15 protein-coding genes are annotated in these 13,295 nt (G+C 66.0%); 13 read left to right on the top strand and 2 right to left on the bottom strand.

Annotated features, from left to right (window positions below; translation table 11 throughout):
- The first annotated feature begins 6 nt into the window (after positions 1-6).
- The 4 genes from FCE95_RS07440 to FCE95_RS07425 all read left to right on the top strand — a co-directional run bounded on the left by FCE95_RS07440 (position 7) and on the right by FCE95_RS07425 (position 5,107).
- Entirely contained in the window at positions 7-1,284 is a 1,278-nt protein-coding gene (locus FCE95_RS07440; protein ID WP_137266294.1) for a sensor histidine kinase, read from the top strand.
- A 348-nt stretch (positions 1,285-1,632) separates the two neighbouring features.
- A complete protein-coding gene (locus FCE95_RS07435; protein ID WP_137266293.1) occupies positions 1,633-3,171 on the top strand; it encodes an efflux RND transporter periplasmic adaptor subunit in 1,539 nt (512 codons plus the stop codon).
- Positions 3,168-3,875: an ABC transporter ATP-binding protein gene (locus FCE95_RS07430; RefSeq protein ID WP_137266292.1), complete on the top strand. Its 708-nt coding sequence runs from the start codon at positions 3,168-3,170 to the stop codon at positions 3,873-3,875. The genes FCE95_RS07435 and FCE95_RS07430 overlap by 4 nt, the downstream gene beginning before the upstream one ends.
- Positions 3,872-5,107 carry an ABC transporter permease gene (locus tag FCE95_RS07425; RefSeq protein WP_137266291.1) on the top strand — a complete coding sequence of 412 codons (1,236 nt, stop codon included), beginning with the start codon at positions 3,872-3,874 and terminating at the stop codon, positions 5,105-5,107. The genes FCE95_RS07430 and FCE95_RS07425 overlap by 4 nt, the downstream gene beginning before the upstream one ends.
- Before the next feature lie 154 nt (positions 5,108-5,261).
- On the opposite strand, the gene FCE95_RS07420 is transcribed toward FCE95_RS07425, so the two are convergent.
- Positions 5,262-5,828 (bottom strand): SGNH/GDSL hydrolase family protein, encoded by a 567-nt coding sequence (locus FCE95_RS07420; RefSeq protein ID WP_223266809.1) that lies wholly within the window; start codon positions 5,826-5,828, stop codon positions 5,262-5,264.
- A gap of 399 nt (positions 5,829-6,227) precedes the next feature.
- Here FCE95_RS07420 and FCE95_RS07415 point away from each other — a divergent pair, with 399 nt between their 5' ends.
- From FCE95_RS07415 to FCE95_RS07375, 9 genes are all read left to right on the top strand, one after another.
- Entirely contained in the window at positions 6,228-6,608 is a 381-nt protein-coding gene (locus FCE95_RS07415; RefSeq protein WP_137266289.1) for a diacylglycerol kinase, read from the top strand.
- Between the two features lie 15 nt (positions 6,609-6,623).
- The gene (locus FCE95_RS07410) at positions 6,624-7,373 is read left to right on the top strand and encodes a TerC family protein (RefSeq protein ID WP_137266288.1); all 750 of its coding nucleotides are present in this window, start codon (positions 6,624-6,626) and stop codon (positions 7,371-7,373) included.
- A 125-nt stretch (positions 7,374-7,498) separates the two neighbouring features.
- A complete protein-coding gene (locus FCE95_RS07405) occupies positions 7,499-8,137 on the top strand; it encodes a LemA family protein (protein WP_137266287.1) in 639 nt (212 codons plus the stop codon).
- Between the two features lie 30 nt (positions 8,138-8,167).
- Positions 8,168-9,052, top strand: a complete 885-nt coding sequence (locus FCE95_RS07400; RefSeq protein WP_137266491.1) for a TPM domain-containing protein — start codon at positions 8,168-8,170, stop codon at positions 9,050-9,052.
- The gene (locus FCE95_RS07395; protein ID WP_137266286.1) at positions 9,052-9,543 is read left to right on the top strand and encodes a TPM domain-containing protein; all 492 of its coding nucleotides are present in this window, start codon (positions 9,052-9,054) and stop codon (positions 9,541-9,543) included. Before FCE95_RS07400 ends, FCE95_RS07395 begins: the two co-directional genes overlap by 1 nt.
- A gap of 154 nt (positions 9,544-9,697) precedes the next feature.
- Positions 9,698-10,600, top strand: coding sequence for a prolipoprotein diacylglyceryl transferase (gene lgt, locus FCE95_RS07390; protein ID WP_137266285.1), 903 nt, complete (start codon positions 9,698-9,700; stop codon positions 10,598-10,600).
- Positions 10,601-10,609: 9 nt separating this feature from the next.
- Positions 10,610-11,404: a thymidylate synthase gene (locus FCE95_RS07385; RefSeq protein ID WP_137266284.1), complete on the top strand. Its 795-nt coding sequence runs from the start codon at positions 10,610-10,612 to the stop codon at positions 11,402-11,404.
- Positions 11,405-11,502: 98 nt separating this feature from the next.
- The gene (locus FCE95_RS07380; protein ID WP_189644659.1) at positions 11,503-11,943 is read left to right on the top strand and encodes a DoxX family protein; all 441 of its coding nucleotides are present in this window, start codon (positions 11,503-11,505) and stop codon (positions 11,941-11,943) included.
- Positions 11,940-12,437 carry a dihydrofolate reductase gene (locus tag FCE95_RS07375; protein ID WP_189644658.1) on the top strand — a complete coding sequence of 166 codons (498 nt, stop codon included), beginning with the start codon at positions 11,940-11,942 and terminating at the stop codon, positions 12,435-12,437. The genes FCE95_RS07380 and FCE95_RS07375 overlap by 4 nt, the downstream gene beginning before the upstream one ends.
- Here the strand turns inward: FCE95_RS07375 and FCE95_RS07370 are convergent.
- The gene (locus FCE95_RS07370; protein WP_137266282.1) at positions 12,422-13,285 is read right to left on the bottom strand and encodes a symmetrical bis(5'-nucleosyl)-tetraphosphatase; all 864 of its coding nucleotides are present in this window, start codon (positions 13,283-13,285) and stop codon (positions 12,422-12,424) included. The two genes, FCE95_RS07375 and FCE95_RS07370, sit on opposite strands and share 16 nt — an antisense overlap.
- Positions 13,286-13,295: the final 10 nt, after the last annotated feature.

Raw genomic sequence — 13,295 nt, 5'->3', positions numbered from 1 at the left:
GCCGTCATGGCGCACGGGCTGCCGCGCAAGATTAGGATCGCCTTCATCCTGCAGGCGGTGATCGCCAGCTTGGTGATCATCGTCGGCGTGTTCGCGATCAACCTGTCGCTCAAGCAGCAATTCCTGGAGCGGCGGTTGAAGGCGCAGGCCGATTTCTACTGGGACCACTGGGAGCGGGACCCGCGCCGGGCTCTGCCGGTCGGCATGGTGCTGAGGGGTTTCGTGGTCCCGACCGGAGCATCGGTGCCGCTGCCGTCCGAGTTCGCCGGCCTGCAGGATTTGGGCGAAGGCTTCCACAAACTTCCCGAGGACGGCCGCATCGCCTACATCGACGACCGTCCGCCCGGCAGGCTGTATTTGAGCTACGACGCGGCCTTCGTCGACGAGCTGACGATTTGGCTGGCGATCGTCCCGATCGCGTTCGCGCTGCTGGCCATCTACGCGGTGAGCTGGCTGACTTATCGCGCTTCGCGCACCTTGGTCGAACCCGTTTCCTGGCTGGCGCGGGAAGTGTCGCAGTGGGATCCGCAAAAGCCCGACGCGGGCGTGCTGGCGCCCGAACGGTTGCCGCGCTCGGTCGAGGGCGAAGTCAAGCAACTCGCCGACTCGCTGCATTCGCTGGCGGTGCGCATCGGCGCGTTCGTCACCCGCGAGCGTGCCTTCACCCGCGACGCGAGCCACGAACTGCGCACGCCGCTGACCGTGATCCGGGTCGCCGCCGATTTGCTGATCGCGGACCCGGACTTGCCGCCGCGCACTCAGCGCTCGCTGTCGCGGATCCAGGTCGCCGCGCGCGACATGCAGGGAGTGATCGACGCTTTCCTGGTGCTGGCGCGCGAAGCGGACGTCGCGCCGCAGAGCGAGGATTTCAACGTCCGCGACATCGTCTACGAAGAAGTGGTCAATGTGCGCCCGCTGCTGGCCGGAAAGCCGGTGCAACTGGATGTGATCGAAGAGTCCTCGTTGCGCCTGCACGCGCCGCCGCGGGTGCTGGGCGTCATGGTCGGCAACCTGCTCGGCAACGCCTGCCAATTCACCGACGAGGGCAGGATCGAAGTGCGCATCGGCCGCGACCGCATCGTGGTCCGCGACACCGGCATCGGCATGAACCGGGATGAATTGGACAAGGCTTTCGAACCGTTCTACCGCGCCGATCAAGCCCATCCGGTCGGCAAGGGCATCGGCCTGTCGATCGTCAGGCGGCTGGGCGAGCGCTTCGGTTGGCCGGTGTCGTTGGAAAGCGCGCCGGGCGAGGGCACCACGGCGACGATCGTTTTCGCTTGAGTTCGCGGATCTACACTTCCTTCTCCCATCGGGGAGAAGGTGCCCGAAGGGCGGATGAGGGTTCGGCGAAGCGGCGATGGAAAAGATCGCAGCGCTCGTTTGCCGACTCGCACGCATCCGCGGGAACGACGCTTCGCAGAACCTCACCCCAACCCCTCTCCCGGCGGGAGAGGGGTTATGGCGTCCGCTTCTGCACGCGGCTTGCGTCTGAAATGCGACCCTTTTCGGCCTCCTAGCATCTAGGCCCGGGAACGTCCGCGCCGGAACTATCGGCTCCCGTTAAGCTCTACAGTCAACCTTTTCATGGCGGATGCGTTAGCGTCCGTCGAACCCCAGCGACCGGACCGCATGAGCGCCAACCGCAAAGCCTCTTCCAACCGCTTGTACCGCCGGATCGGCATCGCCGTGGCCGTGCTGGCGCTCGCCGCCGCCGCTTTCTGGTTCTGGAACCAGCGCAAAGCCGCCGCCGCCGAAGGCGGCTACCGCACCACGCAGGTCGAGCGCGGCAATATCCGGGTCGCGATTTCCGCCACGGGCACGCTCAGCGCGATCTCCACGGTCACCGTCGGCAGCCAGATCTCCGGCCAGGTGACCGACGTGCTGGTCGACTTCAACGACCGGGTCAAGAAGGACCAGATCATCGCCAAGATCGATCCGTCCAGCTACGAAGCGCAGATCCAGCAAGGCTCGGCCGCGATCGCCAGCGCGCAGGCTTCGCTGCGGCAGATGCAGGCGGCCTTGCGCAACGCCGAACTCGACTACCAGCGCAAGGCCGACCTCGGCAAACAGAAACTCGTCGCGCAGAGCGACGTCGACCTGGCCCGCGCCGCGCGCGACCAGGCCCAGGCGCAGGTGAACTCGGCGCAGGCGCAAATCCGCCAGCAAACCGCATCCACGCAAACGACGCGGATCAATCTGGGCCGCACCGTGATCCGTTCGCCCGTGGACGGCGTGGTGCTGACCCGCACCATCGAGCCCGGCCAAACCGTGGCCGCCAGCTTGCAGGCGCCGGAGCTGTTCAAGATCGCCGAAGACCTGGCCAAGATGAAGATCGAATTGGCCGTGGACGAAGCCGACATCGGCCAGGTCAAAGTCGGCCAGCCGGTCACCTTCACCGCCGACGCTTTCGCCGACCGCCAATTCAAAGGCGTGGTCGACCAGGTGCGCTTGTCGGCGACCACCACCAACAACGTGGTGACGTATCCGGTCGTGGTCACCGTCGACAACAGCGACGGCACGCTGTTGCCGGGATTGACCGTGAACGCCGAGATCGAAGTCAGCCGCCGCAACGATGTGCTGAAAGTGTCCAACGCCGCGTTGCGCTACAAGCCCACCGCCGAAGAAGGCGCGGCCGGGCCGCAGGGCGGACCGCAAGTGGTGCAGATGCGCGGCGGCGGCATGAGCGAGGACCTGGCGCGCGTCGCTTCGGGCCTGAAGCTCAATGCACAACAGCAGGCGGCGTTCGACGCGGCGATACAAGCCATGCGCGAACGCATGGCCGCGCGCATGGCGCCGCAATCCAGCGGCGGCGGCAACGGCCTGTTCGGCCGCGGCGGCGGTCCGGGCGGCGGCGGCATGCGCATCGTGATGGGCGGCTCGGGCGGCGACCTGCAGGCGCAGATCCGCCAGCGCATGATCGAACGCACCACCCAGCAGTTCGCGCCGTTCCGCGCCACCTTGTCGCCGGAGCAGCAGAAGCAGTGGGATGCGCAGATCGCCGCGCTGGTCGGCGCCAAGCGCGCGCCGCTGTACAAGCTGGTCGACGGCAAGCCTCAGATGACGATGGTGCGCGTCGGCGCCAGCGACGGCACCAGCACCGAAGTGTCGGGTCCGATCCAGCAGGGCGACGAGGTCGTGACCGGCGAGCGCGCCGCGGCGGCGAAATGAGCGAACCGGCACCGATCGCGGTGATCCGCACCCAAGCGTTGGGCAAGGTGTACTCGCCCGGCACCGAAGCCGAGGTCGTCGCGCTGAAAGGCGTCGACCTTTCGATCGGGCGCGGCGATTTCGTCGCGATCATGGGGCCGTCGGGCTCGGGCAAGTCGACGCTGATGAACCTGATCGGCTGCCTGGATACGCCCAGCAGCGGCAAGTACGAGTGCGACGGCGTCGACGTATCCACGCTCGACAAAGAAGAATTGGCGACGCTGCGCCGGGACAAGATCGGCTTCGTGTTCCAAGGCTTCAATCTGCTGCCGCGCATGAGCGCGCTGGAGAACGTGGCGATGCCGCTGGGCTATGCGCAAATACCGCCGGCCGAACGCAAGCGCTTGGCGCAGGAGGCCTTGGCCGCGGTGGGTTTGTCCGAGCGCGCGGGCCACCGGCCCAGCGAATTGTCGGGCGGCCAACAGCAACGCGTGGCGATCGCGCGCGCCTTGATCAACAAGCCGCCGATCCTGCTCGCCGACGAGCCGACCGGCGCCCTGGATTCCAAGACCGGTGAAGAAATCCTGGCCTTATTCAAGCGCCTGCGCGACGAGGACCATACCGTGGTGCTGATCACCCACGACGCCGAAGTCGCCGCGCACGCCGACCGCATCTACCTGATGCACGACGGCGAGCTGCACGAACAAACCGGAGCGGCGGCATGAATTTCGCCGACATCCTGCGTACCGCGATCTTCGCCCTGCGCGGCAATTGGCTGCGCAGCGCGCTGACTTCGCTGGGCGTGATCATCGGCATCGCCGCCGTGATCGTGATGGTGTCGGTCGGGCAGGGCACCCAAGCCGAAATCGACAAGCTGGTGTCGGGCCTGGGCTCGCAGCGGCTGGACATATCGCCCGGCGCCAACCGCGGCGCGGGCGGCGTGCGGATGAGTTCGAGCAGCTTCTTCACCCTCACCGAAGGCGACGTCGACGCGATCCGCAACGAGATACCGGAAGTGCAGTACGTGGCCGGGGCGCTGCGCGGCGGCACCCAGGTGGTGTACGCCGAGAACAATTGGTCCAGCAATTGGCAGGGCGTGCAGCCCGATTTCTTCGACATCAACGGTTGGACTCTGGCCAACGGCGAAATGTTCGACGCGCAGGACTACAGCAGCGCGGGCAAGGAAGTGATCCTGGGCGAAACCGTGCGCCGCGAACTGTTCGGCGACGACAGCGGCATCGGCCAGACCGTGCGCTTGGGCCGCGTACCGTTCACCGTGGTCGGCACTCTGGCGCCGAAGGGCCAAGGCGGTTTCGGCCAGGACCAGGACGATGTGGTGATGGTGCCGCTGGAAACCGGGCGTCGCCGCTTGATGGGCATGATGGGCCTGCCGCCGAGCGCGGTGATGCAGATTTCGCTGACCGTGGCCGACGCCAAGGACCTGACCTACACGCAGGGCGAAGTCGAAGCGCTGCTGCGCCAGCGCCACAAGATCAAGCCCGGCGACGACGACGATTTCACCGTTCGCAACATCTCCGAGATCGTCGCCACGCGCACGGCCACCACGAACCTGATGTCGAAGATGCTGGGCGCGGTGGCGAGCATCTGCCTGATCATCGGCGGCATCGGCATCATGAACATCATGCTGGTGTCGGTGACCGAACGGATCCGCGAAATCGGCCTGCGCATGGCGGTCGGCGCCGGTCCCGGCGACGTGCGCCGGCAATTCCTGGCCGAGGCTATGCTGATCTCGCTGATCGGCGGCGTGATCGGCATCGCGGTGGGCATCGTCGGCGCATTGCTGGTGAGCAAGTTCAGCGAGTTGCCGGTGGCCTTGAACGAGAAGGTGATCGGCTTGGCCACCGCTTTCTCGATCGCGACCGGTTTGTTCTTCGGTTACTACCCGGCGCGCAAGGCGTCGCAGCTGGATCCGATCGAGGCGCTGCGCCAGCAGTAGGCCTTGCTTGTGTAGAGCGGAGCTTGCTCCGCTGCTTCGGCTCCGAATCGCCGCGATGTTGCAATTGGGAGGAAGGGGCTCGCGGCTAAAGCCGATCTTACGAAGAGCAACGGCAAGGGCAGCGGAGCAAGCTCCGCTCCACACAAGCGAACAGCTATTTCAAATACGGCGCGACGACCTTCCGCCACACCGCATAACCTTCCGCGTTCATGTGCAATCGGTCGGCCATGAACAATTCGCCGCGCGGTTGCCCGCTCGCATCCAGCATCGGCGCCGTCACGTCGATGAACTCCACCCGCCGCCATTTATTCGCTTCGGCCCGGATCAACGCATTCGCCTCGCGCTGGGCGGGCAATTGCGCGACGCGCAGCGGGCTGGGCTTGATCGACAGATAGGCGATCGGCGTGTCCGGCAGGTCCTTGCGCAGCCGCGCGATCAGCGCGACGAAATCCGAATGCACCTGTTGCGGCGTGCGCTTGGCGTCGATGTCGTTGTCGCCGGCGTAGACCACGATCATGCGCGGCCGATAACGGATCGCGACCTGGTCCGCGTAATGCACCACGTCGCGCAATTGCGAGCCGCCGAAGCCGCGATTGAGCACGGGCCGGCCCGGGAAATCGGCGCCCAGCGAGGCCCACAATCGGACCGAAGAACTGCCGGTGAACACGATCGGACGCGCAGGCGGCGCATGGGCCGCGTCCTCCGCGTCGAAACGGGCCATGTCCTGCGTCCATTCCGGCGAGGACGGCGGATCGACGGGCGGCGAAACGGGGGCTGGGGCCGCCGGGACGCCCGCACAGCCGGCGGCGACCGTTACGACAGCGATTGCAGACAGAAAAAACAGGCGCGCGTCAGACAGGCGCATGGGCGGTTTCCGGCAGGGGTCGCGGACCAGTGAAACAGCCCGGTCATCGCTTTGCAAACCGGCCGGCACAGGTCGCGGCGCGCGCCCTTATGGCAAAATCGGCTGGTTCGGCCATCGGCCAACCCGAGACCCTGCATGCTCGACTCAACGCGGCTCGTCATCGAGCCCTCACCGCTCCATCGCAGTAGCGTTGTTCCGGCATTTCCCGTTTCTTTTTTCCGCGCCGCGGCGCGGACGGCAGCGGTTTGAGCGCGTATGGCGGACGAATTCGGCCATCTGCCGCGCGGCCCGATCCGGGTGATGAAGGCCGCGGTCTGGTCGCTGCAAGGCCTGCGCGCGGCCTGGTTGCACGAGTCTTCGTTCCGCCTGGAGGTCTACCTGTTCGCGGTGCTCGCCCCGATCGGCTGGTGGCTGGGCGAAACCGGCGTCGAGCGCGCATTGCTGATCGGTTCGATGCTGCTGGTGCTGAGCATCGAATTGCTCAATTCGGCGGTCGAAGCGGTGATCGAACGCTACGGCCCCGAGCACCACGAACTCGCCGGACGCGCCAAAGACATGGGGTCGGCGGCGGTTTTCGTATTGATGCTCAACGTATTGCTGGTCTGGGGCGCGATCCTCGGCTCGCGCTACCTCTGACGATGTGAGACACGAATGGATCTGAGTTTCCTGGCTTCTCCCGATGCATGGCTGACCCTGGTGACCTTGAGCGCGCTGGAAATCGTGCTCGGCATCGACAATTTGGTGTTCATCTCGATCGCCGTCGGCCGGCTGCCCGAACACCGGCGCCCGGTCGCGCGCAAGATCGGCATCGCGGTGGCGTGCATCACCCGGATCTTGCTGCTGGTCATGCTCGCCTTCCTGGCGCGGATGGAACGCGACTTGTTCGTGCTGTTCGGCATGGGCATTTCGATCCGCGACCTGGTGCTGATCCTGGGAGGCGTGTTTCTGCTGGTGAAAGGCACGCTTGAGATACGCGACCTGATCAGCGGCGGCGAGGACGAGGATCCGCGCACCACGAAATCCTCGCAGGTGTTCTGGGTGGTGATCGCCCAGATCGCGGTGATCGACATCGTGTTCTCGCTGGACTCGGTGATCACCGCGGTCGGCATGGCCCAGCACATCCCGATCATGGTGTTCGCGATCCTGCTGGCGGTGGCGATCATGCTGCTGGCGGCCAATCCGCTAGGCAAGTTCATCGACGGGAATCCGACGGTGAAGATGCTGGCGCTGGCCTTCATCCTGCTGATCGGCGCGGTGCTGATCCTGGACGGCTTCGGCGTGCACGTGCCCAAGCCCTACATCTACTTCGCGATGGGCTTCTCGGTGATGGTCGAGTGGCTGAACCTGCTGATGCGCCGTGCGGCCGCGAAGCACCACGTGCCCGGCGCGGGGGAGTGGTAGCTCCAAAGCGAGGAACTAGAAACTAGAGATGAGAAACCAAGCCAGCGGGAACTAGTTTCTAGTTCCTAACCTCTAGTTCCTGCCTTTAGGGTAAATTGACCCCGCCATCCCACTGGAGCGGGGCCATGCGTATCACTTCTTCTTTGCGTTTCGTGCTGTTGGCGGTCCTGGCGATGCTGCTGTCCGGTTGCGGCTACAACCAGATCCAGCAGAAGGACGAGGCGGTCAAGGCCGGCTGGTCCGAAGTGCTGAACCAATACAAGCGCCGCGCCGACCTGATTCCGAACCTGGTGAGCACGGTGAAGGGCTACGCCGCGCACGAGGCGCAGGTGTTGACCGCGGTCACCGAAGCGCGCGCCAAGGTCAGCCAGATCAACGTCAACGCCGATGATGCAGAATCGCTGGCCAAGTTCCAGCAGGCGCAGGGCGAACTGTCGAGCGCGCTGTCGCGATTGATGGTGGTCACCGAGAACTATCCGAACCTGAAGGCCGACCAATCTTTCCTCGGTCTGCAGACCCAGCTGGAAGGCACCGAGAACCGGATCACCGTGGCCCGCGGCCGCTACATCCAACTGGTGCAGGACTACAACACCTACATCCGCTCGTTCCCGCAGAACCTGGTCGCGATGGTGTTCGGCTACAAGCCCAAGCCGAATTTCACGGTCGAGAACGAAGCGCAGATCCAGAACGCGCCGACGGTCGATTTCAACCAGCCGCCCGCGCAGCAGCCGCAGCAACAGCCGCAGCCGCAGCCGGCCAACTGACGGCGCGGAGATAACGGCGTGTTCCGGCGCATCCTGGCGCTGATCCTTCTGTGCTGCGCTTGCGCATTCGCGCAGGCGCAGACGCTGGCGACGATTCCGCCGCTGGATTCGCCGGTGATCGACACCACCGGCACGCTCACCGCGGAACAAAAGCAGCAACTGGAACAACAGGCGCTGGCGCTGCAGCAACGCAAAGGCAGCCAGCTGCAAGTGCTGATGATTCCGACCACGCAGCCGGAAACCATCGAGCAATACACCGTGCGCGCTTTCGAGCAATGGAAGCTCGGCCGCAAAGGCGTCGACGACGGCGTGCTGCTGGTGGTGGCCAAGGACGACCGCCGGGTGCGGATCGAACCCGGCTACGGCCTGGAAGGCGCGATTCCGGACATCACCGCCGGCCGCATCATCCAGGAATACCTGGTGCCGAAATTCCGCGCCGGCGATTTCGGCGGGGGCATCCTCGACGCGACCGCCGCACTGACCAAATTGATCGACGGCGAACCGCTGCCCGAACCGATGGCCGACAACCGCGGCGAAGACGGCGCCGGCGGCAACTGGATATTCGCCCTGTTCGCCGCATTCATCGTCGCCAACATCGCGCGCGGCATCTTCCGGCGCGCACCGGCGGGCGTGCGCGGCCTGGTCACGGGCGGTGCGGCGGGCGGTACGGCCTGGTTGATCTCCTCGCTGCTCGGTATAGGCATCGCCGGCGGCGTGCTCGGCCTGCTGTTCGGGCTGGCGAGCGTGCCGACCGGCCGTTTCGCCCGCGGCGGCGGCGACTGGGGCGGTTTCGGCGGTGGCGGCGGATTCGGGGGCGGTGGCTTCGGAGGGGGAGGCGGCTTCGGCGGCGGAGGCGGCGGCTGGTCGGGCGGCGGCGGCTCGAGCGGAGGCGGCGGCGCCTCGGGGAGCTGGTGATGAGACTCTTGCGCCATCTTTTCGCTCGCTCGGCGCGCAGCCTGTATCCGCAGGACAGCCTGCAGCGCATTGCCGAAGCGATCGCCGAGGGCGAGCGCCGGCATCGCGGCGAAGTCTGTTTCGCCGTGGAATCGACTTTGCCGGCGCTAGACGTGTTGCGCGGCCGCGACGCGCGCCATCGCGCAGGCGAAGTGTTCGCGCAGTTGCGGGTGTGGGACACCCAGGCCAACAACGGCGTGCTGATCTACCTGCTGCTGGCCGACCATCGCATCGAAATCGTCGCCGACCGCGGCCTCGACTCACTGGTCAGCGCCGAGCAATGGCGCGGCATCTGCCTGCTGATGGAGGAGCGGCTGAAGGCGGGCGAGCCGGAAGCGGCCGCCTTACGCGGCGTCGCCGCAGTGTCCGATCTGCTGGCCGAGCATTTCCCGCGCGCGCCGGGCGATGTCGACGAGAACGAGCTGCCGGACCTGCCGCGGATACTGCGCTGACCCGTCCGGCTCTTGCGGGAGGGGCTTCAGCCCCGACAGCTTCTCGCGAACGGGTCGTCGGGGCTGAAGCCCCTCCCACCAAGGCCAAGCCGCCGGGCTACGTTCGGGGTTTCTCGGGCACAATAAACCCATCGAAGTACGAGTTCCGCGTCCGATGATCTACCTGCACCAAATCGACCCGATCGCTTTCTGGCTGCCCGCGTTCACGCTGTTCGGGAAGCAGTTCCATCCGTCGGTCCACTGGTACGGGATCATGTACCTGCTCGGCTTCGCCGCGGCCTGGTATCTGGGCCGCAGCCGGATCAAGGCCGGACGTTTGCCGGGCGTGGACACCAACGGCTACGGCGACCTGATGTTCTACGCGATGCTCGGCGTCGTTCTCGGCGGCCGCATCGGTTACGTGCTGTTCTACGCTTTCGGCGATTTCCTCAGCAATCCGCTCATGCTGATCCGCGTCTGGGAAGGCGGGATGAGCTTCCACGGCGGCCTGCTGGGCGTGTTCGGCGCGGTGGCGTGGTGGGCGCGGCGGCATCGTTTGCACGTATTCGACGTGGTCGATTTCATCGCGCCGCTGGTGCCGCCGGGATTGGGCTTCGGACGCTTGGGCAATTTCATCGGCGGCGAGCTCTGGGGCAAGTACACCCAGGCCGGCTGGGGCGTGATCTTCCCGCGCGCGGAGAACTATCTCGCGAACATGGACGCGGCCACGCTGCAATCCGAATACGCACGCGGCGCGCTGGACCATTTCGCGCGCCATCCTTCGCAGCTGTACCAAGCCGCGCTGGAAGGCCTGGTGCTGTTCTGCGTGCTGTGGTTCTACTCGCGCAAGCCGCGGCCGCGCTATGCGGTGGCGGGGCTGTTCGCTCTGCTGTACGGCCTGTTCCGCTTCGCGGTGGAGTTCGTGCGCATGCCGGATTCGCAGCTCGGTTATCTGGCTTTCGGCTGGGTGACGATGGGCCAGGTGCTGAGCCTGCCGCTGATCCTGCTGGGCCTGTTCTGGTTGTGGCGTTCGCGCAGCGCGCCGACGCTGCAGCCGCAATCGGCGCCGGCGGCGTAAGGACGTTCGATGCGCCAATACCTGGAACTGCTGCGTCACGTCCTCGAACACGGTGCCGAAAAAGGCGACCGCACCGGCACCGGTACGCGCAGCGTGTTCGGCTGGCAGATGCGCTTCGATCTGAACGATGGCTTCCCGCTGGTCACCACCAAGAAGCTGCATCTGCGTTCGATCGTGCACGAACTGCTGTGGTTTTTGCGCGGCGAGACCAACATCGAATACTTGCGCCAGAACAAGGTTTCGATCTGGGACGAATGGGCCGACGCGAACGGCGAACTCGGGCCGGTATACGGCAAGCAGTGGCGCCGCTGGGCGGCGCCGGACGGCCGCGAGATCGACCAGATGCGCTGGCTGGTCGGCGAGATCAAGCGTAATCCGGATTCGCGGCGGCTGATCGTCAGCGCCTGGAACGTGGCCGACTTGCCGGACATGGCGCTGATGCCCTGCCATACGATGTTCCAGTTCTACGTGGCCGACGGCAAGCTCAGCTGCCAACTTTACCAACGCAGCGGCGATATCTTCCTCGGCGTGCCGTTCAACATCGCCAGCTACGCCTTGCTGACCCATATGGTGGCGCAGGCGACGGGTTTGGGTGTCGGCGATTTCGTGCATACGCTGGGCGACGCGCATCTGTACTCGAACCATTTCGAACAAGCGCGCGAACAGCTCGTGCGCGAGCCGCGGCCGTTGCCGAAACTGAAGCTCAATCCGGACGTGACCGACCTGTTCGCGTTCACGTACGACGACATCGCGATCGAAGGCTACGATCCGCTGCCCGCGATCAAGGCGCCGGTGGCGGTCTGACGTTCGTCACCGGCCAGAACGCTTTCGTCCCGCTGCGCTGGCGCGCGGCGCGGGAAACGGCTCGAATGCCCGCAACGTTTTCGGCGAGCGGAGCGGGCATGGGCAACAAGATCGCGCAATGGCACGACGCGGTGGAGCGCAGGCTGGCCGGCAGCGGCGACGTCGGTTTGTTGGCGTTGCGTCTGGTGACCGGCGGGCATTTGATGTTCATGACGCAGGACAACGTGTTCTCGTGGATGCGGATGCTGGAATTCCGGGATTTCCTGGCCCAGTTCGGCTTTCCGTTTCCGCTGTTCTGCGCCGTGCTGTCGGTGGTCGGCCAATTCGGCGGCGGCTTGGCCCTGGTGCTGGGCTTGTGCACGCGCTTCGCCGGCGCGATCGTGGCTTTCAATTTCATCGTGGCGATCGTCATGGTCGATTCGAAACAGCCGTATCCCGGCGCTTTCGCCGCGCTCGCCTTGGTCGCCGCCGGCGTGTGCCTGATGTTCACCGGCGCGGGCCGCTATTCGCTGGATCGCGCTTGGCGCAAGGCTGCATGACCCGGCTGTCCTTGATCGCGGCGCTGGACCGGAATTCCGCCATCGGCAAGGGCAATGCGCTGCCTTGGCATCTTCCCGACGATCTGAAGCGCTTCAAGAAACTGACCTTGGGCAAGCCGGTGCTGATGGGCCGCAAGACCGCCGAATCGCTGGGCCGCGCGTTGCCGGGTCGGCAAAATCTGGTGTTGACCCGATCCGGGCGCGTGCCGTTCGAAGGCATGCAAGCGGTGGCGTCGCTGGACGCCGCATTCCGCGCCGCCGATGCGGCCGGCGCCGAGGAGGTGTGCGTGATCGGCGGCGGCGAGATCTACGCGCTGGCGCTGCCGTCGGCCACGCATCTGCATCTGACCTACGTCGACACCGTCGTCGACGGCGCCGACGCCTTCTTTCCGCAGTTCGATATCGCGCAATGGCGGATCGCCGCGAGCGAGACTCGCTCCGCCGACGAACGGCATGCGCATGCGTTCGTGTTCGCGGATTACTTGCGCGCTTGACCCGCGTTCGCTTGCGGCGGATTCGCCGGCACGTCGCGCCCGGCCACCTGCACGAGGCGCAATTCATCGCCGTCCAGGCGCAACGCGGTCAGCTTGCCGCCCCACACCGCGCCGGTGTCCAGCGCGTGCACGCCATGGCCGATGAACAGCCCGAGCGTGGACCAATGGCCGCAGACGATCTTCAGATCGCGTTCGGCGCGGCCGGGCACTTCGTACCAGGGATAGAGCCCCGGCAGTTGCGTGCCGGGCGCGCCCTTGGCGTCGAAGGCGATGCGTCCGCGCGGCGTGCAATAGCGCAGCCGGGTGAACACGTTGATGATGGCGCGATCGCGATCGCTGCCGGTCAGTTTCGGCGACCAAGCGGGCTGGTCGCCGTACATGTTCTTCAGCAATTTGCGATAGCCGTCGCTGCGCAAGCGTTGCTCGACTTCGCGCGCGTGCTTTTCGGCCAGCGACACCGTCCACTTCGGCGCCAGTCCGGCGTGCACCATCATCCAGCCGAGCGCGCGGTCGATGTGCAACAGGGGCTGCATGCGCAGCCAATCGAGCAGGACGTCGCGATCCTCGGCGAACAGCACCCGCTGCAAGTCGGCGTTGACCTTGCGCTGGTCTTCGGGCCGGCGTTCGGCGATCGCCAGCAGCGACAAATCGTGGTTGCCGAGCACCGACACCGCGCTGGCGCGCAGCGAATGCACCAGGCGCAGCGTTTCCAGCGACTCGCCGCCGCGGTTGACCAGGTCGCCGCAGAACCACAGCCGGTCGGCCGCGGGATCGAAGTTGATGCGGTCGAGCAGCCGCCGCGTCGGTTCGTAACAGCCTTGCAGGTCGCCTATCGCCCAAACGGCCATCGAACGGGCT

Source organism: Luteimonas gilva (genome assembly GCF_005239095.1).
GTDB classification, from domain to species: Bacteria; Pseudomonadota; Gammaproteobacteria; order Xanthomonadales; family Xanthomonadaceae; genus Luteimonas_C; species Luteimonas_C gilva.
This window is presented reverse-complemented; position numbering and strand designations above follow the sequence as displayed.